The 23,807-nt window shown below is 58.9% G+C and carries 15 protein-coding genes and 2 rRNA genes; 3 read left to right on the forward strand and 14 right to left on the reverse strand.

Going from position 1 to position 23,807, the window contains the following annotated elements:
• Positions 1–140: 140 nt before the first annotated feature.
• A complete protein-coding gene (locus tag C4J92_RS22215; RefSeq protein WP_124364396.1) occupies positions 141–485 on the forward strand; it encodes a cupin domain-containing protein in 345 nt (114 codons plus the stop codon).
• 123 nt (positions 486–608) lie between these two features.
• Here C4J92_RS22215 and mmsB read toward each other — a convergent pair whose 3' ends face one another.
• Together mmsB and C4J92_RS22225 are read right to left on the reverse strand one after the other, a co-directional pair.
• Positions 609–1,493, reverse strand: a complete 885-nt coding sequence (gene mmsB / locus C4J92_RS22220; RefSeq protein ID WP_124405277.1) for a 3-hydroxyisobutyrate dehydrogenase — start codon at positions 1,491–1,493, stop codon at positions 609–611.
• Positions 1,494–1,508: 15 nt separating this feature from the next.
• On the reverse strand, positions 1,509–3,026 hold the full coding sequence (locus tag C4J92_RS22225; RefSeq protein ID WP_124405278.1) for a CoA-acylating methylmalonate-semialdehyde dehydrogenase: 1,518 nt from the start codon (positions 3,024–3,026) through the stop codon (positions 1,509–1,511).
• Positions 3,027–3,151: 125 nt separating this feature from the next.
• On the opposite strand from C4J92_RS22225, the gene C4J92_RS22230 reads away from it, so the two are divergent.
• Complete coding sequence (locus C4J92_RS22230) at positions 3,152–4,102, forward strand: LysR family transcriptional regulator (RefSeq protein WP_124405279.1); 951 nt, start codon at positions 3,152–3,154, stop codon at positions 4,100–4,102.
• A gap of 298 nt (positions 4,103–4,400) precedes the next feature.
• On the opposite strand, the gene hxsC is transcribed toward C4J92_RS22230, so the two are convergent.
• The 4 genes from hxsC to hxsA2 are packed head-to-tail and all read right to left on the reverse strand — an operon-like array spanning position 4,401 to position 7,594.
• Positions 4,401–5,564 (reverse strand): His-Xaa-Ser system radical SAM maturase HxsC, encoded by a 1,164-nt coding sequence (gene hxsC, locus C4J92_RS22235; RefSeq protein WP_124405280.1) that lies wholly within the window; start codon positions 5,562–5,564, stop codon positions 4,401–4,403.
• Positions 5,558–7,015 (reverse strand): His-Xaa-Ser system radical SAM maturase HxsB, encoded by a 1,458-nt coding sequence (gene hxsB / locus C4J92_RS22240; protein ID WP_124405281.1) that lies wholly within the window; start codon positions 7,013–7,015, stop codon positions 5,558–5,560. Before hxsB ends, hxsC begins: the two co-directional genes overlap by 7 nt.
• Positions 7,008–7,310: a His-Xaa-Ser system protein HxsD gene (gene hxsD / locus C4J92_RS22245; RefSeq protein WP_124368346.1), complete on the reverse strand. Its 303-nt coding sequence runs from the start codon at positions 7,308–7,310 to the stop codon at positions 7,008–7,010. The genes hxsB and hxsD overlap by 8 nt, the downstream gene beginning before the upstream one ends.
• On the reverse strand, positions 7,310–7,594 hold the full coding sequence (hxsA2, locus tag C4J92_RS22250) for a His-Xaa-Ser repeat protein HxsA2 (protein WP_124405282.1): 285 nt from the start codon (positions 7,592–7,594) through the stop codon (positions 7,310–7,312). Before hxsA2 ends, hxsD begins: the two co-directional genes overlap by 1 nt.
• A gap of 713 nt (positions 7,595–8,307) precedes the next feature.
• On the opposite strand from hxsA2, the gene C4J92_RS22255 reads away from it, so the two are divergent.
• Positions 8,308–8,598: a DUF3077 domain-containing protein gene (locus C4J92_RS22255; protein WP_124405283.1), complete on the forward strand. Its 291-nt coding sequence runs from the start codon at positions 8,308–8,310 to the stop codon at positions 8,596–8,598.
• Positions 8,599–8,758: 160 nt separating this feature from the next.
• Here C4J92_RS22255 and C4J92_RS22260 read toward each other — a convergent pair whose 3' ends face one another.
• The 8 genes from C4J92_RS22260 to C4J92_RS22295 all read right to left on the reverse strand — a co-directional run bounded on the left by C4J92_RS22260 (position 8,759) and on the right by C4J92_RS22295 (position 23,707).
• Positions 8,759–9,250 carry an OmpA family protein gene (locus C4J92_RS22260; RefSeq protein WP_124405284.1) on the reverse strand — a complete coding sequence of 164 codons (492 nt, stop codon included), beginning with the start codon at positions 9,248–9,250 and terminating at the stop codon, positions 8,759–8,761.
• 4 nt (positions 9,251–9,254) lie between these two features.
• Entirely contained in the window at positions 9,255–10,517 is a 1,263-nt protein-coding gene (locus C4J92_RS22265) for a diguanylate cyclase domain-containing protein (RefSeq protein WP_124405285.1), read from the reverse strand.
• Positions 10,514–11,080 carry a YfiR family protein gene (locus tag C4J92_RS22270; protein WP_124405286.1) on the reverse strand — a complete coding sequence of 189 codons (567 nt, stop codon included), beginning with the start codon at positions 11,078–11,080 and terminating at the stop codon, positions 10,514–10,516. The genes C4J92_RS22265 and C4J92_RS22270 overlap by 4 nt, the downstream gene beginning before the upstream one ends.
• A 140-nt stretch (positions 11,081–11,220) precedes the next feature.
• Positions 11,221–13,290: an exodeoxyribonuclease V subunit alpha gene (recD, locus tag C4J92_RS22275; RefSeq protein WP_124405287.1), complete on the reverse strand. Its 2,070-nt coding sequence runs from the start codon at positions 13,288–13,290 to the stop codon at positions 11,221–11,223.
• On the reverse strand, positions 13,287–16,958 hold the full coding sequence (gene recB / locus C4J92_RS22280) for an exodeoxyribonuclease V subunit beta (protein ID WP_124405288.1): 3,672 nt from the start codon (positions 16,956–16,958) through the stop codon (positions 13,287–13,289). The genes recD and recB overlap by 4 nt, the downstream gene beginning before the upstream one ends.
• On the reverse strand, positions 16,955–20,407 hold the full coding sequence (gene recC / locus C4J92_RS22285; protein ID WP_124405289.1) for an exodeoxyribonuclease V subunit gamma: 3,453 nt from the start codon (positions 20,405–20,407) through the stop codon (positions 16,955–16,957). The genes recB and recC overlap by 4 nt, the downstream gene beginning before the upstream one ends.
• A 135-nt stretch (positions 20,408–20,542) precedes the next feature.
• Positions 20,543–20,658 (reverse strand): 5S ribosomal RNA (gene rrf, locus C4J92_RS22290).
• Between the two features lie 157 nt (positions 20,659–20,815).
• Positions 20,816–23,707 (reverse strand): 23S ribosomal RNA (locus tag C4J92_RS22295).
• Positions 23,708–23,807: the final 100 nt, after the last annotated feature.

A 23,807-nucleotide genomic window follows, 5' to 3' on the forward strand; every position in this document is an offset into this window, starting at 1 on the left:
CCCCTCCCACAGTTGACTGCAGTGTGTCTGCGGGATCGCCTTGTGCTGCGGTTCTGGGCATCCCGATGTCGAGTTCAGACCACTGGCAAACAGCTCGGCGCTATAGGGTTCAACTTCTGTTTCCTTGCCTCGGAGTCATCATGCCCCAGCCGATCACTGTTCTGCGCGACACCCATCCCCTGCCGGTCCTGGATGCCTGCAAATGGGAAAAACTCGAAGGCGACCCGCATACCGTCAACCTCAACGCCTACACCAGCGAAGACGGCAGCAAGATCATGGGCACCTGGATCTGCACGCCGGGCAAGTGGTACGTGGAATACGTGAAGTGGGAGTACTGCCATTTCCAGGAAGGCTACTGCGTGATTACCCCTGAAGGCATGGCGCCGATTCATCTGCGGGCTGGGGATATCTTTGTGGTGGAGCCGGGAATGAAGGGCACGTGGGAGGTGGTCGAGACGGTGCGTAAGTATTTTGTGTTTGCTTGAGCCACCGCCCTCACTGTAGGAGCGAGCTTGCTCGCGAAGATCGTCAACGAAAACGCGCTCATCCAGGATGAACGCGTTGCTCTCGCATTTTTCGCGAGCAAGGATTAGGCGTCCCCCCCGCGCCTACGGTTTGCGATAGCTGTTGATAATCGCCGAGAAGTCCTTGCCCCCTTCCCCACGCTGGCTCATCGACTGGTACAACTGCTGGGCCACGGCTCCCAGGATCACGGGTTGCTTGGCCTGCCGCGCCGCTTCAGTGGCCAGGCCCAGGTCCTTGAGCATCAGGTCGGCGCCAAAACCGCCGGTATAGCCGCGCGACGACGGCGCCGTTTCAATCACGCCCGGCCACGGGTTGTAGGTGTCCGAACTCCAGCAGCGCCCGGTGGAGCTGTTGATGATGCCGGCCAGCACCTGGGTATCGATGCCGAGCGCGTCGCCCAGGGCCATGGCTTCACTGACGCCGATCATGCTGATGCCCAGCAGCAGGTTGTTGCAGATCTTGGCGATTTGCCCGGTGCCGACTTCGCCGCAGTGCACGATGTTGCGGCCCATTTGCGCCAGTACCGGTTGCAGGGTGGCGAACAGGTCGGGGGTGGCGCCAACCATGAAGGTCAGCGTGCCGGCTTGCGCCCCGCCGGTGCCGCCGGAGACCGGGGCGTCGGCCATCACCACACCTTGCCTGGCGGCGGCGGCAGCCACATCGCGGGCGGTTTGCGGGTCGATGGTGCTGCAGTCCACTGCGGGAATGCCTTCGCCGATGCCGGCGAGCACACCGTCTTCATTCAGCCACACGCTGCGTACATGCGCGGCGGCCGGCAGCATGGTGATCACCAGTTCAGCGCCCTGGGCCGCGTCGCGCGGTGAGTCGCTGATGCGACCGCCCAACTCGGCCAGCTCCTTGAGCACGGTCTGGTTCAGGTCGAACAGGTTCAGCGCGTGCCCGGCCTTGATCAGGTTGCGGGCCATGGGTGCGCCCATGTTGCCCAGGCCGATAAATGCAATGTTCATGGTCGTCTCCCGGAGTCAGCGCAGGTTGATGGTGGTGTTGACGCCGTCGTTGACCGTGTCGTCGTCGAACCAGCGGCTGGTGACGGTTTTGGTCTGGGTGTAGAACTGCACCACTTGCTTGCCGTACGGGCCGAGGTCACCGAGCTTGGAGCCGCGGGAACCGGTGAAGCTGAAGAACGGCACCGGCACCGGGATCGGAATGTTGATGCCCACCTGGCCCACATCGATTTCGCTCTGGAACTTACGCGCCGCCGCGCCGCTCTGGGTGAACAGGCCGGTGCCGTTGCCGAACGGGTTGGCGTTGACCAGCGCAATGGCTTCATCGAGGGTATCGACCTCCAGCACCACCAACACCGGGCCGAAGATTTCCTCGGTGTAGATGCGCATGTCGGTGGTCACGCCCGAGAACAGCGTCGGGCCGACAAAATTGCCGTGCTCGAAACCTGGCACCTTGATGTCACGGCCGTCCAGCTCCAGCTTCGCGCCTTGTTTCACACCACTTTCGATCAGCTCCAGGATGCGCGCCTTGGCGCGCTTGGAAATCACCGGGCCGACATCGGTGCCCGCTTCGCTGCCCGCGTTGACCTTGAGTTTCTGCGCCAGCGCCTTGAGATCCGGCAACCATTGCCTGGCCGCGCCTACCAGCACCACCACCGAGGTGGCCATGCAACGCTGGCCCGCAGCGCCGAAACCGGCGCCGACCAGGGCATTGAGGGTGTGCTCGCGATTGGCATCCGGCAGCACCACCGCGTGGTTCTTGGCGCCCATCATCGACTGCACACGCTTGCCATGTTTACCAGCCAGGTCGTAGACATGCGTGCCCACGGCGGTGGAGCCAACGAAGGACACGGCCTTGATATCCTTGTGGGTGCACAGCGCATCCACCACGTCCTTGCCGCCGTGTACCACATTAAGCACGCCGGCCGGCACACCGGCTTCCAACGCCAGCTCCACCAGTAGCATGGTCGACAACGGGTCCTGCTCGGACGGCTTGAGCACGAAGGTGTTACCGCAGGCGATGGCCATCGGGAACATCCACAGCGGAATCATCGCCGGGAAGTTGAACGGCGTGATGCCGGCGCAGACGCCAATCGGCTGGCGCAGGGTGTAGGTGTCGACACCGCCGGCGACGTTCTCGGCGAACTCACCCATCTGCAGGGTGCCGATGGAACAGGCGTGTTCCACCACTTCAAGCCCACGGAAAATATCGCCCTCGGCGTCGGCAATGGTCTTGCCCTGCTCTGCGCTGAGCACCACGGCGATGCGCTTGGAGTGTTCGCGGATCAAGGCTTGCAGCTTGAGCATGATGCGCATGCGCGCGCCGATCGGGGTCAGCTTCCAGGTCTGGAAGGCGCGATGAGCGGCGTCGATGGCAGCGTTGACCTCATCGGCCGTGGCGAACGGGACTTTGGCCAGCACCTGCTGGGTAGCGGGGTTGACGATGTCTTGCCACTCGGTGGTCTTGGACTCGACCCACTCGCCATTGATCAGCAACTTGACCTGTTGTACGGAAATATCGGCAGATGCGTTCATGAGGGTCTCCGGAATCTTGTTGTTATGCAGAGAGTGAATCGCCTTGAAGAAGGAGGCGTTCGGACTGTTTTTGGAGTATAGATGTGCAAATCTCTAATAAGAACGCACATAAAAGCCGGTCCAACATGCAAAAAAACATCACATCATTGGGCTCCCTGAACTGGGATGACCTGAAGTTTTTCCTCGAAGTGGCCCGCACCCGCAAGGCCAGCGTGGCCGCCAAGCGCCTGGCGGTGGACTACACCACCGTGTCGCGGCGCATCAGTTCATTGGAAGTGTCACTCGGCACCCTGCTGTTCGAAAAATCCCGGACCAACGGTTTTGTGCTCACCGCCGAAGGCCAGCGCTTGCTGGGCTACGCCGAATCCATCGAAAGCACCCTGCACATGGCCTGCGAGCAGGTCTCCGGCTCCGGCGTGGCGCTGTCCGGGCATGTGCGCATGGGCTGCACTGAGGGCTTCGGCAGTTTTTTCATCACCCCGCAGTTGAGTCATTTCGTCGATACCTACCCGGCGATCTCGGTCGACATCCTGCCGCTGCCGCACTTCATCAGCCTGTCCAAGCGCGAAGCCGACATCGTCATCGCCCTGGAGCGTCCGGAACACGGCCCGTACGTGTGCTGCAAACTGTGCGATTACAAACTGCAGCTGTACGCCACACAGGATTACCTCGACCAACACCCGCCGATCCAACGCCCGGCGGATCTGGCCGAGCATCCGTTTATCAGCTATGTGGATGATTTAGCGTTCAGCTCGGAGCTGCTGTACCTGGCGAACGTGGTGCCCGGGGCAAGCGCCAGCCTGCGCAGCACCAGTGTGATTGCCCAGTACGTAGCGGCGCAGCAGGGACGATCGATGGCGATATTGCCGTGCTTTCTGGCAGCGCAGGACCCGCGATTGCTGCCGGTGCTGGGGGAGCAGATCGCGATTACGCGGCAGTTCTGGATGTATTGCCGGGAGGATCTGCGCAAGTTGAAGCGGATTACGTTGTTGTGGGACTACATCCGAGAAGTGACGGAGCAGAATCGGGGGTTGTTGATGGGGGAAACGCGGGAGATGCGGTTTGCCAGTCAATAAGCATGCTGGATTTCTGGATAAGCCAGCGCGGATCAAGTCTCCGAATTCCCGCTTGGCCAGATTTCTAGAGGGTTGCCAAACCAAATGTTCCAAGCAGCAATCCGTGGAGGAGTTTCCGGATTACTTTAACTGCGCGCGCCGTGACTTTTCATTTTAAGAGTAGATCTAACAGCTTGTCTCCCATGCATTCCTCAGTTGGAACGTTACATGGAGCGCCCAAAAACCGCCTATGAAAATTTTAAGCGTAAGTCTATTGTTTGCATCAAGGACATTGCGGCTTGCAGATTTGAAGCCAAAGTCAGAACGGGATTAGATGCTTGCTGTAGCCGAATTTAATACCTGATGCAAAAAAGCCCCCGCACTCCCGCTGTTTTGTGCAGCTCTGGCACTCATGCGCGTACTCATTCTTCCAGTCGCTGATTGACTTCCGGTAGTAGGGCTGAATGTCCGGATTCACCAGGCAAAGCTGATGATTATAGACCGAGATGTTCATACCGTATTTGGCCAGAATACCAACCGATTTGCTGAGCGTGTCCTTGTACTCGACCGGGTCGATCCACAGCTCATCAAGATTGGCCCTGGTGAACCCCATCATCTCGAGGCCCATCAGCGCAACATGGTCAACAAACAGCAGATTGCGTGCAATGAACTCACACAGTTCAGGCAGGCGCTGCACTGATAGTTTGTGAATGACAACTCGGATCTCAACCTTCTGACCCAAGCGCTTCAGATTGAGGATACCCTGAATGGTTTCATCGAACGCACCTTGGGCCTGGACGATGTAGTCATGCAGCGTCGGATCGTCTGAATAGACAGGGATTCCGATCATCGCGTCGGGCAATTCAATCCGCGCATATTTTTCAGCAAACGCTGGGTCTTTGAAGCTGCGCCCGTTCGAGAGGATATGGATTGCGGTTCTCGGCAGGTAACTTTTTGTCAGGCTGATAATTTTAAGGAAGCGCTCCCGATTGGTCGTCGGCTCGCCCCCAGTAAACCCCAGCTCGCGAGTATCTTTGGGAATAAGCGGAATCAGACTCTCGATTTCGTCAAGTATCCACGAGTCATCAGCTGCTTTAGGCGGTTGTGAACACATAAGACAGTAATGATTGCATTGCTCGGTGACCAGGATGCTGTTGTGCGGCGACGATGCTCGAAACAGTACGCTAATGCTCTGACGATCAGCTGAAAGCCGGATAATGTCACCTTCACCGATGTAGCTGTAGTCATTCGGTAGGAGCGAGTAATCGGAGTCGGACGGCAGTACCTCAACCAACTGTCGATGGTTCTCAAGCAAAAGGTAGTGCGCGAATCCTCGGGGGATCTCCTGATCGGAAACCAAGTAGGCTATTTCCCGTCGCAAGACTTCTGGCAAATTCCGGCTGGTCGACACCTTGAGCAGAGTAAGTTCCCTACGAACATCAACCGCATGGATGCGGATAATCTTTCCGCCGAGTTTCAGCATCGGTTGGCCCAACCCATAAAAATCCGTTTTGTTTGCTCATCACTTTCCATTAGTCCAATGAGATGCTTGAAAATCGCCATATTTCGCTTACAGAAAGAGGACTCAGGTTTTCTTGCTACAACGTCCTTGTGAATGGAGTGATGGTAGACAGGCTCCGCTCCACAGTAAGGTTCAAATGCACAGTCAGAGCACATTGGAGCGCTTAAGGTGAAAGAATTTTCCAGTGCATCCAGAAGCTGATCAGAGAGGATGATCTCCTCATATGAGTGTTCAAGAATGCTGCCCAGACGGAACGTATGATCGCCCATTTCAGCAAGCATGCGGCTTTCATCTGAGGCGTAGACCGATCCGTCGTAGTTGAACACGATGGCTGCGATACCAGCGCCGGCAGGGTTCATCAAATCAACGAAACCAGGGTCCCCTGATGTCAGCATTTTTGTCAGCACGAGCGAAGAATATTGCTCTACAAATCGTATGCCGAACTTGTTTAGTTCAATGATGTACTCAAGGCCCTCCTTGTAAAATTCAAGCCAGCGCTCCGTATCATACGACATGAATTTTTTGGTCTTTATCGCAAAGCCGTAAGGGGAGAGCGCGCGGAGGAAGATGCCATCAAAGCCTAGGCGCAAGTATTCATCAATGATGTCGCGTGCTCGTATCAGGCTCTTATCTGTGGTTGTCATCAGGGCTGACACTTGGTCATAGCCGAGGGCTGCACGGGCTTTCTTCAAGCCTTCTTCGAAACGCTGATGACTATCTCTGCCCGGGCGTGGACGATTTGCATTATGCAGATCCATTGGTCCGTCGAGCGAAGATGAAAGAACTATGTTGTGCTGCTTACAGAAGTCGAGCACATCATCGGTCAGTAGCGACAGCGTGGTTGCAACGACGAACTGTAGGTCGCGCCCTTCCTTGACGTTACGTTTTTTGGCCTCAAGAACAACGTACCTCACCATCTCGAAGTTCAGCAGCGGCTCTCCACCCTGAAATTCAATTTTGATGGCAGGATTAGGAGACATAAAGACGAAATCCAACGACTTGTCTGCCATCTCTTTGGTCATGTCGAATTCGCCTTTGCTCTCGGACTGCCTTGAAACTTGGCAATACGGGCAGCTATGGTCACACCGAAGAGTCACTACAAAGATATGCAGATTGGTGAACTCGGCCAGTCTGGACAATCGCGTACGAATTTTGAGAGCCAAAAGCTGAAGTGGCGCTTGCTCATTGGTGAAGCGAATGAACTGCTTGGATCGAAGCGTAGGGATTAGCTCTGATGTGAGCGGAAGCGTCTTGCTAATGATCGGTTCAAGCATTGGCACAGGTATGACATGAAACTCGCCTGCCATGTTGGTAATGACGTACTCGGCGTCATTCAGACGGTCGAACTTAAAGGGCAGCAACTCGTACGGACGTTGCTGCGCGTAGAACTCCAGCTTTTGGAATTTACTCACTAATCAGTCCGGTTTTTGAAAAGGCCAGTCCGAGTATCAGGTTCTTGATCGGTTGCGTCTCAACTGCCAGTCGGTGGCGAAGCTGATAATCGAGAGCGTCCTTCTTGAACTCTTGGACCGCAGACAGAAAGGACTGCTCGTCCACGCCGATATTCGATGACAAAGCGCAGACGAACTGCCCCCCATCGGGGGTGATATCAACCGTCAGGGCATTGATCGATCGATATGCAGCTTTCTGCAAAACCTGTGCGTCATAAAGCCGCTCATCAAAAAGGAGCTTATGAGAGAAATCCATTATCGACCCGAATAGTGGGAGCTGTGGGAACTGTGCGAAGAGTGGGAGCTATGGGAGCTGTGATAAGCCATCATCTGCCCCTGGTCGCCGCGTTTGAGAACAAAGGCAAATAAATCGTTACCACCACGGACCGAAAGGTTCTCGCTTCGGGCTTCAGCTTGAAATGTGTTCTTGGCTTCAAGACTTGGCTCGACAATCTCATACATATTTAGAGCGGAAGCTTGTTCTGTAGCAACGGCTGCAGCCAAAGTGGCTAAAGGAACCAGAAAGGAGCGTTTTTTCATGGCAGATATCCTTATGAACATGATGGTTATTCGCTTCAGTGTCGGTGACTCGCGATGATGATGTCAATGTAGTATCGACTAATGGCCTTTTACTCATCCACAACGCGACAATCGGCACCCTTCTGATTCCGGACTTCTTACCGCTGGCTATAAGTTGAGAAAATGCTCGAGGCGAAAATGATACTGATCCCAACACCTTACAAGCTCTCCATAAACGCCACAGTTTCCGAACGCCTTTTTTTCAGCGACACAGCACCTGCTCGCGCCCCTTGGACATTACAAGCTTACGCAAGACGTTGTTGGGGATTACGTTAGGGAGGTGGCGGAGCAGAATCAGGGGTTGTTGATGGGGGAAACGCGGGAGATCACGTTCGCGGATTAAAGGGCCATCAACGACGACTCCCTTTAAATTGCAGGACGTTTCCTAGAGAATCCCTGGCCTATTGCGCTATAACATTTGGATCACTAGCCTTCCTGGGTCGCTGCATATCAGCGATCGGGTTTAGCGATCCGGGTTCCAAGCGTGGCACTGCCCCCAACAGTATTAGCTGGCGTCCGTCAGCTTTTAGCGTTTTATGGCGGCTGTGTGCGGGAGACTTTCGAGTCTACCCGGGATGCGCTCTGGCCCGGATCGCTAACCTGCACACAGCTTCCACCCTCTTCATGTTTAGCGATGTGATGTGGCGGCTCTAATTCAGCAGAGAGCAATCACCATGAGCAAAATCATCCCCGACCCACCGCTTTCCTCGATCATCACCCTCGGTGTCGTCACCTTCGGCGACTACGGTGAAAACCAAAAACCGTTGTTCCGCGTTAATTCCGGCATGCCGATAGAGGAAGCCCTGGAACACGCCTCCACCCTGCTTTTTTACTCCAAGAAACTCGCAATGGAAGCCGCCATGGATGTGCGCGGCGAGCAGTACGCTTGGGCCGCGCATTATCTGTGTGAGATGGGCAAGGCAGTGGTGGATGACTTGACGCAGGCGATGACGCCGAGCCGTTAAGCGAACACTGTCTTATGCACACTCAAGCGCAAATGTGAGAGGGGGCTTGCTCCCGATAGCCGAGTGTCAGTTACCCGATGTATTGGCTGACACACTGCTATCGGGAGCAAGCCCCCTCCCACATTTGGAGTGCATTTCAGGTTGAGATGGGGGAAATGCTTTAGTCCGCGATGACTACGATCGACACGCGACGATTCTCGGTGCGCCCCGCCGTGGTTGTATTTTCCGCCACCGGCTCGCTGCTGCCCAGGCCGCGCAGTTGGATGTTTTGTTCTTTCATGCCCACCCGGGTCAACACCTCGCCCACGCTTTTGGCGCGGCGCAGGGACAAGGTCTGGTTGTAGGTTTCTTTGCCCGAGGCGTCGGTGTGACCTTCGACGCGTACGCGTTCGATGCCTGCGCCCACCAGGGCCTTGCCGATGCGCTCAACGATGTCGGTGCTGGGCTTGTTGAGGCTTTCGACGTCGCTGCCAAACAGCACTTTGCCAGACAGGCCGAAGGCCCAGCCTTCGTCAGTCAGCTCAAAACCCTGCTGTTTGAGCACGCTGACTTGCGCCGGGGTCAGGCCTTTGGCCGGTGGGGTCTGGCAGCCGCCGAGGGCCAGGCAGGCGACGAGCAAGGTGATGAATAGAACGCGTAGGTTAGAAAACAAGGGATCAGCTCCTGTGTTGGACATTGACGGCGGAATGCTCCGACTCCGCCGTTTGCTGGCTGCCCGAGGACAGCCGTTTGGCCTGGTACATCGCCGCGTCGGCGGCATTGAGCAGGGTGCCGGGTGTGGCGCCATGCTCGGGATAAATGGCGATGCCGATACTGAGGGAGGTCACCACCTGAGTGTTGCCGGGCAGTGGAATCGGCGCGTCCATGCTGGCAATGATCTTGTCGGCGATGCGCTGTGCATCTTCGGCTTTGTGCAGCGGCGCGAGCAGCACGGCGAACTCATCGCCGCCCAGCCGGGCCACCAAGTCGTCTTCGCGCAGTTGTGCACGCACGCGCTCGGCGACGGCCATCAGTACCGCATCGCCGGCGGCGTGGCCGAAGTTATCGTTGATGTCTTTGAAACGATCGCTGTCGAGAAACAGCACCGCCACCCGCTCATTGGTCTTGGCGGCGCTGCGCAAGGCACGAATCAACCGACCTTCGAAGAACGCACGGTTGGGCAGGCCGGTGAGGCTGTCGTGGCTGGCCTGGTGGGCAAGGGTTTCGTTTTCGCTTTGCAGGTGGTTCTGCCAGGCTTCCATCTCGCCAAGCAGGGCGTTGAAGTCGCTGCCCAGACTGTCGAGTTCAGCGATCTGCGCCGGCGGCACGCGGCGGTCGAAGTCACGTTCACTGCGCGCAGCGTGGGCCACGGCGGCGAGGCTTTGCAGCGGCCCGGTGATACCGTTCAACAGGCGCCGCGCCAAGTGCAACGCGACCCAGGCGCTGAGCGCCGTACAGATCACAATGCCCGCCAGGCCGCTGAGCAGGAAGCGCAGCAGGCTGCCGCCATGCCCGGTCAGGTGGATGCTGCCAACCGTTTGCCCTTGATGGAGGATCGGCTGGCTGATGGGCTGCTCGAGCAAGGCATGCGCCAGTTCAAGCTCAACCCGAGACAACATGCCGGTGTTCGGCCGGACCCACTGCGCCAGTAGCTTGCCATTTGCATCGAAGACTTCGGCCTGGGCCACTTCTTCGGCCTGGGCAATCAGGCTGAGGGCTTCGGTGGCTGCCGCACTATCGTCGAACACCACCGCCGCTTCCACGGTGTAATTGATCGAGCGGGCGATCAAATGCAGGTTATGTTCGGCGTACACCCTCAATGCCAGCACGCCGAGCAGGGTCAGGGACACACTGGCCAGGGTCACCGCCACCAGGGCCAGAATCAGGTGCCCCCGGCCGATGACCGAACCCAGGGTCGGCCGCGCCTTAGCAGGCTTCATGGCGCCGGCGCTCGACGGCGCGACAGTTGCAGCACGCTGGGGTGAATGCGTACGCCGCTGCGGGCGACGGAGTCCAGGTTCACCTCGAACGACACTTGCGCATCGCTCACCCGCAGGCAGAACAGGCTACCCACAGTGCATTGGTCACCGCCTTCGCTGATGCTGAGCACCGGGTGGCCCATCAATGAGGTAAACAATGCGCTGCGTTCGTCAGCGCTGAGTTTGCCGATGTAAACAGCGTCGCAGGCACTGACGATATCGGGATGGCTCGCCAGCAGGCGGCGCACCGTCACCGGACGGCCGGTCGCCTGGGTGGTGCCTTTGATCAGGTCGTCGGTGTATTGGGTCGGCCCGACGATGCACAAGCGCAGTTGCGCGGGCTCCACCGGCCAGCGGGCGTAACTGAGGATACCGAGCACGACCTGGGTCACCGCCTGGGCGCGCTGTTCAGCCAGGCTGGACGTTTGAGCCCATGCCTGCGGGGCGAGCAGGCATAGCACCGCCACCCGCAGCAGGCGTCTCCAGCTCAAACTACGCTCGGTGAGCGAGACAGCCACGTTCATGCAGCAATTCTCTCAAGAAATTTCAAGGTGATGCCGCAACGATAGCACAGCGGCGAAAAATCCCACGACGCAGGGTTTTCGCGGGGCTGATATTTTTTCAGAAAAATCAGTCATCTGAATCAGAAATCTTACATGACCACTCAGTCAACTTCTGCAGGCGTGGCGTCCAACTCCAGCATCAGCCCGCTCAAACGTCTGACCCTGCGCCGTACGGCTTCCTCAAAGACGCCGGCACGGGGCTCGATCAGGCTGAACCAGCGCTTGGCACGCGTAATACCGGTGTAGATGAGTTCTTTGGTCAGCACCGGGTTCAGCGCGTCCGGCAGGATCAGCGCGGTGTGAGTGAACTCTGACCCCTGGGATTTGTGCACGGTCATGGCATACACGGTTTCCACGTCGTTGAGCCGGCTGGGCAGCACGAAGCGCACGCCCCCCTGGCCGTCATTTCGCGGGAAGGCCACGCGCAGCACCTGGGGCCCGCCGTCGCTTTCGGGCAACTTCAAGGCGATGCCGATATCTCCGTTCATCAGGCCCAGGCCGTAGTCGTTACGGGTCATCAACACCGGGCGGCCTTCATACCACTGCTCGTCGCCTTCGATCAGCCGCACCTTGCGCAAGGCGGCGGTGATGCGCAGGTTCAGGCCTTCGACGCCCCACGGGCCTTTACGCACGGCGCAGAGCAGCTGGAACGCGTCGAAGGCTTGCAGCAGTTGTTGCGCCCAGTGGGTCCAGGCGTGATCGTCACGCGGGGTGTCCAGTGCAGGCCGCGCCGACTGCAGCAGGTTCAGGTAATAGCGATAGCCCTGGGCGCCGGCGCCCTGCCCGTCCAGTACCAGGCGCTCAAGGGCATGATCATGCTCGCCCTTGAGGCTGAGGCAGAACAGGTCGTCATGACTGCGCGCGGCCAGCAGCTGGCGCGCTTGCTCAGCGTTCTGCTGGTTCACCCAACGCGCCAGCTGGCCGATGCCGCTGCCCTCGCCGAAACGCCGCGAGTAGCGCAGCATCACCACCTGCTGCGCCAGGGGATGAGTGCCGTCGAGGTCCTCCTGCAAACCGCTGTCGGCGAGATTTTCAGCGCTGACCGCTTGCAGCCATTGGCGCGTGGCCGGGCTGTACCAACCGGCCTCGGCATCGCGGCACAAATCGCCGAGCACCGCGCCCGCCTCTACCGAAGCGAGCTGGTCTTTGTCACCCAGCAGCACCAGGCGAGCATGGGGGGGCAAGGCGTCGAGCAGGTTGGCCATCATTTCCAGGTCGATCATCGACGCTTCGTCCACCACCAGCACATCCAGCGGCAATGGGTTGCCGACGTGATGACGAAAATGCCGAGTACCCGGGCGACTGCCCAGCAAGCGGTGAACCGTGGTGACCTGGGTCGGGATTTTTTCACGCACAGTGTCGGGCACTTTCAGCGACAGCACTTGCTGGCTGATGGACTCGGTGAGACGGGCAGCGGCTTTACCGGTGGGCGCGGCCAGGCGGATACGCAAGGGATTGCCGCTTTCCACGGCCGGCGCCTGCAACAGCGCGAGCAGGCGCACCACGGTGGTGGTCTTGCCGGTGCCGGGGCCGCCCGTGACGATGCTGAACGCGCCACGGGTGGCCAGGGCACAGGCCAGTTTTTGCCAGTCGATCACGCCATCGGGCGCCGGTTGATCGAACAAACCATTGAGCCGCTGCGGCAAATCGGTGGCGACGCTTTCGTGGCTGGCCAGCCGCAGGCGCAAGGCGCTGTCGATGCGCCGTTCATACGCCCAATAGCGGCGCAGATAGAGGCGCTTTCCGGACAGCACCAACGGACGGCTTTTGGCCGACTCACTGCCATCGACGGCCAGCGCGACCAAGGGGCTGGCGGCCAGGGCATGACACCAGTGGGCGCCGTCCAAACCCTCGAGCAATTGCGACGGCAACAGCATCGCGCCGGTTTGCAGGTCGCCTTCGGGCGGCAGTGACAAGGCAAAGTCCGGCGTCTTGAGGGTTTCGAACAGGTCGAGGCACACATGGCCGTGACCCAATTGGTGGCTGGTCAACGCCGCCGCCAGCAACACCAAGGGATCGGCTTCTGGGTCAAGCTCATGCAGGAAGCCGACGAAGGCTTTGTCCAAGGCCCGTAGCCAACCACGCTCGACCCAACGCTCGAGCAATTGCACCAGGTCGGCGGCGCGACTGAGAGGTGTCAGCTCGTCCGGCAGTAACGGCGACAGGCTCATAGCAGCACTCCTTGTTCCCAGGCGGGCTCGGCTTTGGGCGGGATCGGCTTGCCTTGGAACAACAGGTCCAGCCCTTCGATCAGTTCTCGCGGTGGCCGGGTGAAATACGCGCCCTGGCTCACCGATTGCGTACCGCGCAGGAACAGGTACAGGGCGCCGCCGATGTGGCGTTCGTAGTCGTAATCGGGCAGGCGCGCCTTGAGTTGGCGATGCAGGGCCAGCAGGTAAAGTACGTATTGCAGGTCGTACCGATGCTCGAGGATCGACTGTTCCATGGCTTCCAGGGTGTAGGCCGAATCGTCAGGGCCGAGCCAGTTGGATTTGTAGTCAGCCACGTAATAACGACCGTCGTGCTCGAAGGTCAGGTCGATAAAGCCCTTGAACATACCGTTGAGCAACACCGGTTCGGCCGCCACGCGGGAGACGCCGTGGTGGGTGTACTGGCACACCAGCTTGTCGAGGGCGAGCACGTCGACTTTATGGCTGGCGAACCAGAACTCCATTTCGATCTGGTACTGCTGCAGGGCGCTGAGGCTGACGCGGGCGTCGTACACAGGCAGCGGTGTTTGCAACAAGTGGCCAAGCCAGGCGCTGAGGGTGACGATCCAGCCTTCCCAATGGCGGCGGTTACAGCGCGCGCCGACGGCCTTTTCGATGGCCTCGTGGCTCAGGTTGAAGCCTTCTTCACCGGCCCATTCCAACAAGCCATGAAGGAAGGTGCCTGGATTGGGACCGCGTGGGAAACGATGAATATCGCCGCCGGACGCCGCCACTTCCCGTGGTGCATCGGGATCAAGACGTTCGTCATCGAACAGTTTTTGGGCCTGTGGGCTTTCAGGCGCTTCGATATTCGCGGCGCTCATGCTGTCGCCAATGCGCAAGGCGCTGTAGGAGGCAATCCACCAGTTTTCTGCGGCCTTGCGTTTAGGCAGCAGCGGGGCCAGCAAGGTGGCTTCGTTGCGCGGTGGATGAAACACAGTGTCTTGGGCTTGCGGCACATGGGCATAGCTGATGGTCGGGCAGCCTTCCTGCAGCGCCATCAACCAGCGCGCCAGTTCGGCGGACGCTCCCAGCGGTGCACCGGCGCCGAGCAAATAGCCCAGCGCCGAAAGGTGCAGCACGGAGCTGCTGCTGTTACCGCGCTTGAGGTCGGCGATGCCCAGCCAGCAGGCGTGTTTGGCGCGGGTCAGGGCGACATACAGCAAGCGCAGGTCTTCGGCCAGGCGCTCATCGTCGGCCTGGGCAATCAACTCTGCGGTGGGCCGCAGACTGACGTGGGATTTACCCTGCTCGTCGTGGTAATGCAGCGGCAAACGCGTGCCGTCCACCGGCTTGGCCGAACAGATGAAGGGCAGGAACACCAGGTCGTATTCGAGCCCCTTGGATTTGTGGATCGTCACCACCTTGACCAGTTGCTCATCGCTTTCCAGGCGCAGGATCTGCTCTTCACCGGCCTGACCCGACAGCGCCAGGTGTTCGGCAAGATGACGAATCAACGCCTGCTCGCCGTCCAGTTCCGACGCGGCCTGTTGCAGCAGTTCGCTGAGATGCAACAGGTTGGTCAGCACTCGCTCGCCATCGCTGCGGGCGATCAGGGTTTGCGGCAGCTTGAAGTCATGCAGCAGGCGGCGCAGCATCGGCAGCACGCCTTGGGTACGCCAGATCGTGCGGTAGCCACGGAACTGCATCACGCGGCTTTCCCACGCCAGTTCGTCCTGGTTCAGACGCTCCAGCTCCGCCAATGACAAGTTCAAGGTGACACAGGCCAAAGCCGCGCGCAGCGGGCGTTCGACGTCCGGTTCGGCGCAGGCCTTGAGCCAGGCCAGCAGATCGTGGGCTTCCTGGGCGGCGAAGACCGAGTCTTTATCCGACAGGTACACGCTGCGCACGCCCCGCGCCGCCAACTCGGCGCGCACGGCCTGGGCTTCCTTGCCGTCTCGCACGAGGATGGCGATGTCTGACGGCAGCACGCCGTTGAAGGTGTTGTCTTTGACAAACCCCGCGCTGCCTTGCTGGCCGCCATTGAGCAACGCGACGATGTGCGTGGCGCAGGCGGCGGCCAGTTGCTGGCGATACAGCACATTGGAAATCGGCTGGTCGGTGGGCAAGTGCCAAAGGTTCATCGCCGGCAGCGTTTGGCCGTCGACCTGCAGCTGTTCTTTGCGGCCCTGGGACAGCACCGGGTGAAACGGCACCGGGTTATGGCCGTCGGGTTCACGAAACAGGAAGGCGCCCCGGCCGGTTTCTGCACGCTGGAACACATGGTTCACCGCCTCGACCATCGCATGGCTGGAGCGGAAGTTGGTGCCCAGGGTGTGGTGGCGCCCGGTGGTGGACTGCCGGGCGCGCAGGTAGGTGTAAATATCCGCGCCGCGGAAGGCGTAGATCGCCTGTTTGGGGTCGCCGATCAGGAACAGGCCGCTGTCCAGGTGGTTTTCTTCGATGCGGTAAATGCTGTCGAAGATGCTGTATTGCACGGGGTCGGTGTCTTGGAATTCATCGATCAAGGCCACCGGAAATTGCTCGCGGATCACACTGGCGAGGCGCTCGCCACCGTCGGCCTGGAGCGCGGCGTTGAGGCGGATCAGCATGTCGTCGAAGCCCATTTCGGCGCGGCGCCGCTTCTCTTCTTCGAAGCGCTTGCCCACCCAGGCCGCGGCGTGTTGCAACACAGCGGCGTCCGGGGTTGGCAGTGCGTCGAGGGCGGCTTTAAGGCCGGCCATGGCGTCGATGCCGGGATGCCGTGGCGGCTCGCCTTTCCAGGCTTCGGCCATGCCGTCGGGGGTCAGCCGGGTAAAGCCGGTGCCGATATCCAGTTGTTCCAGGGTTTCGTCGGCGGCCCAGGCGCTGATTTTTTCGAACCAGGGCTCGAAGTAACGCGCCTGCATTTTGCGCCCATCGACCGCCTTGGCAGCAACCGCTTGCAGGCACAGTTCGCGCAGCTCGGCGGCCCATTGCAGCCAAGGCGCCTTGATGCGGGTCAACGCCTCGCGGCGCTCCTGCAGGCAGGCGGTGATCATGTCGGCCGGCTCGCGGCTGTCCTCGGCGGGTCGTTCACTGCCGAACAGCGCACGCACCCGTGGCATCAATGCGGCCGGGCCGCCCCAGTTGTTGCGCACCCAGTTGAGTGCGTCGTCGTGCATCGGGTAGCAGAACAAGCGCCAGTAGTCGCGCAGCACTTCACCGAGCAGGTCGCTGTGATCGGTTTCCAGGGTCTGGGTAAACAGGCTGCCGCTGTCGAAGGCGTGCTCGCGCAGCATACGCTGGCACCAACTGTGGATCGTCGAGACGGCCGCTTCGTCCATCCATTGCGCAGCGATGTCCAACCGATTGGCGCAGGCGGGCCACTGCTCCTCGGGGTATTGATTACGCAGGTCGGCGATCAAGGCGTCAGGCGGCTCGATTTCGCTACGGAAGAACCGCGCCGCTTCGGCCAGGCGGATACGGATACGTTCACGCAACTCCTTGGTGGCGGCGTCGGTGAAGGTCACCACCAGAATCTGCGGCGGCAGCAGTTCGCGGCCGAAGCCGGACTCCTCACCACCGTTGCCGAGGACCAGGCGCAGGTACAAGGCCGAAATCGTGAAAGTTTTGCCGGTGCCGGCGCTGGCTTCGATCAGTTGGCTGCCTTTGAGCGGGAAGGCCAGGGCCAAGGGCTTGTTACTCATGCGCCGGCCTCCGCGCTGGAGAGTGAACGCCAGGGGGCGCTGATCAGGGGGCGGTACAGGGTTTCACACCAACCTTCGAATTCTTCGCTGGCGACCAGCGTGGCGTAGTCGGGGAACTGACGAGTGAGCGCGGGCGTTTCACGGCGCTCACCGTCGGTGGTGATGCCGTCGCCCTCGTAGGCTTTGCTGGCAGCAGCGTGGGCCTTGGCGGGGTCGGTCTGGCCGAGCCAGGCAAAGGCGGTTTTTACCGCGACGGGCAGCGGTTTGCTCATGCCGGTGTGCCAGGCGAGCAGCAGGTCGGCGAGGATATGCTGCGCGGTGGCGGTGTCCAGTGGGGCCAGGAGCAAGGTGTCGTCACTGGCCACCAGCCCGGTGCTCAACGGCACGCCACACGCACAGGCGACCACGTGATTGACCCAGGGGCGAATCAGCCGGTGCCACTTGCGCGTCTTGATCGAGCCGATGCTGTTGGGGATGGTGGTCACGCTCAACAATCCGCCATCACTGCGTCGATGCAGGCCGCTGATCCAGCCTTCGAGCTGGATGCCCTGGTAATCGAAACTGATCGGTTCCGCGCCAGCGTGCGGGGTTGGCCAGAGCGCCAGGAGTTGTTGATAGCGCTGCAACAGGTCCGGCAACGGCTCGATCAGCTCGTTGCGCAGGCATTCGCCGAAACCGACCATAGGCAGCAGGCCACTGCCTTGCAGGCGCAAGGCTTGGGCGTTGAGGGCCTGATCAAGCTGGTCGGGCCGGGCCAGTGCGGCGTTCAGCAGACTGTCGCTGAGGCTGTAGCGTTGCAGTGCGTCGAGGACGAAGGGTTCTTCGTCGGCCAGCGGTACTTCGGCAGCCTCGAAGAACACTTTCAGGCGCTGGCTGAAGAAATGCTTTACCGGATTGCGCAGGAAATCCTGCAACTGGCCGAGGCTCAGGGGCTCTTCCTGATGGTGCGGTGCCAGCGCGTGGTCGTGGGCCATTGCGGCCGGCGCTTCGTGCAGCAGCTGCCATTCGCGGGCGTAACTGAACAGCGGGTCGCCTTCATGGAAGTAGCGGGCGCTGAACGGCTGGAGCGGGTGTTCCTGGGTCATCGCTTCGATCAGGGGTTCTTGGCTATCGGCGTTATGCCAGCCGCTGGCGAGATGGTCACGCAATTGGCCGATCAGCACCGAGGCCGGGCGCTCACTGTTGTCGCGGATGCTGCGGCCGACCCAGCTGATATAGAGCTGGTCGCGCGCGGAAAGCAGGGCTTCGAGCAGCAGGTAGCGGTCGTCCTCACGGCGGGACCGATCGCCGGGCCGGTAGTCGCTGCCCATCAGGTCAAAGTCCAGTGGGGGCTGGGCACGCGGATAGTCGCCGTCGTTCATGCCGAGCAGGCAGACCAGCTTGAACGGGATTGCGCGCATGGGCATCAGGGTACAAAAATTGACCGCGCCTGCGAGGAAGCGCTGGGACAGGCGGCCTTGGTCAAGCCCGGCCAACCACGCCTCGCGGACTACAGTGAGCGGTAATTCGTCCTGCAGGCCGACGGATTCGCAGGTTTCCAGCCAAGTTTCTCTTAATTGTTCGAGTTGGCCCAACAGGTAGTCATCGTGCTCGCTGCTGGGCAGGAAAAACTGCTGCATCAAGCGTTGCAGACGCTCGCCCCATTCGTGGGGAGGGGCTGGTTGTGACAGCGCTTGATGGGCGTCGTTTAATGCGTCGAGCAAGGCGACCAGTGGGCCGATCAGCGCTGCATCAAGCCCGCCGATCTCATCGTAGGGCTCAATGCCGTCGCACGCGACACCGGTGCCGACGGCGTAACCCAGCAGCATCCGCCGCAGGCCGAATCGCCAACTGTTCTGCTCCAGCGCCTCGGGCAGCCCCAGGCCGGCACGCTGCTCAGCGTTGAGACCCCAGCGGATACCCGCGCCTTCAATCCAGCGGTGTAGGGTCGGCAGGTCGCGTTCATTGATGGCGAAACGTTCGCGCAGGGCGGGAACATCCAACAGGTCGAGAATCTCGCTGACGGGGAAGCGGCTGTCGGGGAGCTTGAGCAGGTGCTCGACGGCAATCAGCAGCGGGTCACGACCGCGTTGGCCTTGGTCTGTCAGGGTGAACGGAATGAAGCGTGGGTCGTTTCTTTCCAGTTGGCCGAAAACCGCGCGAATGTGCGGCGCATAGCTGTCGACATCGGGGACCATGACGATGATGTCCCGAGGGCGCAAGGTGGGATCGGCGCTGAAGCGTTGCAGCAATTGGTCGTGGAGAATTTCCACTTCGCGTTGGGCGCTGTGGGCAATGTGAAAGCGAATGGATGAGTCGCGCTTCAGGTCGACTGCAGGCCAGCATTCACGGGTTTCGTCGAGTGGGCGCAGTTCAAGGATATCGTCCTGAAGCTGGTTGAGCAGTGTGGTGGGCTCGCTGTCGCTGAACAGGTCGATACGCCCATCACGGAAGGCGGCGCGGTAGCTGTTGGGGTCGTCGTAACTGTCCAACAGGCTGATGTAGTCACGGCCCTGCTTGCCCCAGGCGGCGAGTAGCGGATGGGCATGTTGGTGCAGGGTTTGTGGATCGATGGTGACTGGCATGCCCGCTTTACGCGCTTGGCGCTTGTATTCGTTACGCAGCAGGTCCTTGTCGGCCACGATGTCTGACCAATGATGGCGGCAAGGGTTGTGCACGCACAGCAGCACTTGGCTGAAACGGGCCAGGCCCGCCAGGGCTTCAAGCGCTTGGGCGGGCAGTGATGAAATGCCAAAGACGATCACGCGGGAAGGCAGGCCAGGAGGCGCTTGCTCGAGCGTGTTGATGCGCTCGATAAAACGCTGGTGAACGCCGGCACGACTCTCGGCCATGCCCTGCGCGCCTACGTCGAGCAGCAACGCGCGCCATAACTCGGCTTGCCAACAGTTCGCAGCATTAAGGAGTTTGGATTCGCCGCGTCCATTGCGTAACTGATGGCGCCCTGCGGCCCAGTCTTCCAGCCAATCGGCGCGATACACCTGGTATTGGTCGAACAGGTCGGCCAGGCGCTCGGCGAGCTGGTAGCGCTTGCGCAGGTCGGTGTCGTGAGTCAGGAAGCGTTGCAGCGGCTCGAAATGGGGTTGGTCGATAAGCTGCGGGAGCAGGCGCATGAGTCGCCAGGTCAGCGGGGCCTTATCAAGCAAAGACTTAGGGGGGATTTCGTCACGCCCCAGGACTATGCGATAGAGCTGCCACATGAAGCTGCCGGGCAGTTGCACATCGATTGCCGCTGCAATGCCACAGCCGCCCATATCGTCTTCCTGCGGATCTTCGGCCAGGGCAAGCTTGAGCCATTGGGCGATGCCGTTGCTTTGGACCAGAGCGATTTCGTTTTCCAAAGGCGCCAGGGGATAACGACGCATCCAACTGACTACCAGGCTGCGCAACTCGTCCAGGCGGTTACCGTGAACCACCATGAATCCAGCGCTGAGGGACGTCGCACCCGGCATAACGGTTTCCTTGGGAAAGCAAGAATCGAGGCGTGGACTTTAGCACTGAAGGCCACTGCAATGAGCGTCTTGGCACTTTTCGACCGCCCAAAACAAAACCCCACCTGCTTTCGCAAATGGGGTTTCGGAATTTAATCTTGACGATGACCTACTCTCACATGGGGAAACCCCACACTACCATCGGCGATGCATCGTTTCACTACTGAGTTCGGGATGGGATCAGGTGGTTCCAATGCTCTATGGTCGTCAAGAAATTCGGGTACTGAGTCGTGACCATGTGGCCTCGCTTCAGCAAATTGGGTATGCGATAGAATTCGGTGTTTTGTGAGCATCGAACTTTCGGTTCATTGCGTCTTCACACACCGCAATCTGATGCTCTTTCGAGTAGTCAAATTGCTTGGGTGTTATATGGTCAAGCCTCACGGGCAATTAGTATTGGTTAGCTCAACGCCTCACAGCGCTTACACACCCAACCTATCAACGTCGTAGTCTTCGACGGCCCTTCAGGGGACTCAAGGTCCCAGTGAGATCTCATCTTGAGGCTAGTTTCCCGCTTAGATGCTTTCAGCGGTTATCTATTCCGAACATAGCTACCCGGCAATGCCACTGGCGTGACAACCGGAACACCAGAGGTTCGTCCACTCCGGTCCTCTCGTACTAGGAGCAGCCCCTCTCAAATCTCAAACGTCCACGGCAGATAGGGACCGAACTGTCTCACGACGTTCTAAACCCAGCTCGCGTACCACTTTAAATGGCGAACAGCCATACCCTTGGGACCGGCTTCAGCCCCAGGATGTGATGAGCCGACATCGAGGTGCCAAACACCGCCGTCGATATGAACTCTTGGGCGGTATCAGCCTGTTATCCCCGGAGTACCTTTTATCCGTTGAGCGATGGCCCTTCCATACAGAACCACCGGATCACTAAGACCTACTTTCGTACCTGCTCGACGTGTCTGTCTCGCAGTCAAGCGCGCTTTTGCCTTTATACTCTACGACCGATTTCCGACCGGTCTGAGCGCACCTTCGTACTCCTCCGTTACTCTTTAGGAGGAGACCGCCCCAGTCAAACTACCCACCATACACTGTCCTCGATCCGGATAACGGACCTGAGTTAGAACCTCAAAGTTGCCAGGGTGGTATTTCAAGGTTGGCTCCACGCGAACTGGCGTCCACGCTTCAAAGCCTCCCACCTATCCTACACAAGCAAATTCAAAGTCCAGTGCAAAGCTATAGTAAAGGTTCACGGGGTCTTTCCGTCTAGCCGCGGATACACTGCATCTTCACAGCGATTTCAATTTCACTGAGTCTCGGGTGGAGACAGCGCCGCCATCGTTACGCCATTCGTGCAGGTCGGAACTTACCCGACAAGGAATTTCGCTACCTTAGGACCGTTATAGTTACGGCCGCCGTTTACCGGGGCTTCGATCAAGAGCTTCGCGTTAGCTAACCCCATCAATTAACCTTCCGGCACCGGGCAGGCGTCACACCCTATACGTCCACTTTCGTGTTTGCAGAGTGCTGTGTTTTTAATAAACAGTCGCAGCGGCCTGGTATCTTCGACCGGCATGAGCTTACGGAGCAAGTCCTTCACCCTCACCGGCGCACCTTCTCCCGAAGTTACGGTGCCATTTTGCCTAGTTCCTTCACCCGAGTTCTCTCAAGCGCCTTGGTATTCTCTACCCAACCACCTGTGTCGGTTTGGGGTACGGTTCCTGGTTACCTGAAGCTTAGAAGCTTTTCTTGGAAGCATGGCATCAACCACTTCGTCGTCTAAAAGACAACTCGTCATCAGCTCTCGGCCTTAGAATCCCGGATTTACCTAAGATTCCAGCCTACCACCTTAAACTTGGACAACCAACGCCAAGCTGGCCTAGCCTTCTCCGTCCCTCCATCGCAATAACCAGAAGTACAGGAATATTAACCTGTTTTCCATCGACTACGCTTTTCAGCCTCGCCTTAGGGACCGACTAACCCTGCGTCGATTAACGTTGCGCAGGAAACCTTGGTCTTTCGGCGTGGGTGTTTTTCACACCCATTGTCGTTACTCATGTCAGCATTCGCACTTCTGATACCTCCAGCAAGCTTCTCAACTCACCTTCACAGGCTTACAGAACGCTCCTCTACCGCATCACTTACGTGATACCCGTAGCTTCGGTGTATGGTTTGAGCCCCGTTACATCTTCCGCGCAGGCCGACTCGACTAGTGAGCTATTACGCTTTCTTTAAAGGGTGGCTGCTTCTAAGCCAACCTCCTAGCTGTCTAAGCCTTCCCACATCGTTTCCCACTTAACCATAACTTTGGGACCTTAGCTGACGGTCTGGGTTGTTTCCCTTTTCACGACGGACGTTAGCACCCGCCGTGTGTCTCCCATGCTCGGCACTTGTAGGTATTCGGAGTTTGCATCGGTTTGGTAAGTCGGGATGACCCCCTAGCCGAAACAGTGCTCTACCCCCTACAGTGATACATGAGGCGCTACCTAAATAGCTTTCGAGGAGAACCAGCTATCTCCGAGCTTGATTAGCCTTTCACTCCGATCCACAGGTCATCCGCTAACTTTTCAACGGTAGTCGGTTCGGTCCTCCAGTTAGTGTTACCCAACCTTCAACCTGCCCATGGATAGATCGCCCGGTTTCGGGTCTATTCCCAGCGACTAGACGCCCTATTAAGACTCGCTTTCGCTACGCCTCCCCTATTCGGTTAAGCTCGCCACTGAAAATAAGTCGCTGACCCATTATACAAAAGGTACGCAGTCACCTAACAAAGTAGGCTCCCACTGCTTGTACGCATACGGTTTCAGGATCTATTTCACTCCCCTCTCCGGGGTTCTTTTCGCCTTTCCCTCACGGTACTAGTTCACTATCGGTCAGTCAGTAGTATTTAGCCTTGGAGGATGGTCCCCCCATATTCAGACAAAGTTTCTCGTGCTCCGTCCTACTCGATTTCATGACTAAGAGATTTTCGCGTACAGGGCTATCACCCACTATGGCCGCACTTTCCAGAGCGTTCCGCTAATCTCAAAGCCACTTAAGGGCTAGTCCCCGTTCGCTCGCCACTACTAAGGGAATCTCGGTTGATTTCTTTTCCTCAGGGTACTTAGATGTTTCAGTTCCCCTGGTTCGCTCCATACACCTATGTATTCAGTGTAAGGTAACCATCTTATGATGGCTGGGTTCCCCCATTCAGACATCTCCGGATCAAAGTCTGTTTGCCGACTCCCCGAAGCTTTTCGCAGGCTACCACGTCTTTCATCGCCTCTGACTGCCAAGGCATCCACCGTATGCGCTTCTTCACTTGACCATATAACCCCAAGCAATCTGGTTATACTGTGAAGACAACATTCGCCGAAAATTCGATCATACTCAATTAAGAGCGACTCACAAATTTTACCTTAGCCTGA

It is taken from the genome of Pseudomonas sp. R3-18-08, assembly GCF_003852065.1.
Classification (GTDB): domain Bacteria; phylum Pseudomonadota; class Gammaproteobacteria; order Pseudomonadales; family Pseudomonadaceae; genus Aquipseudomonas.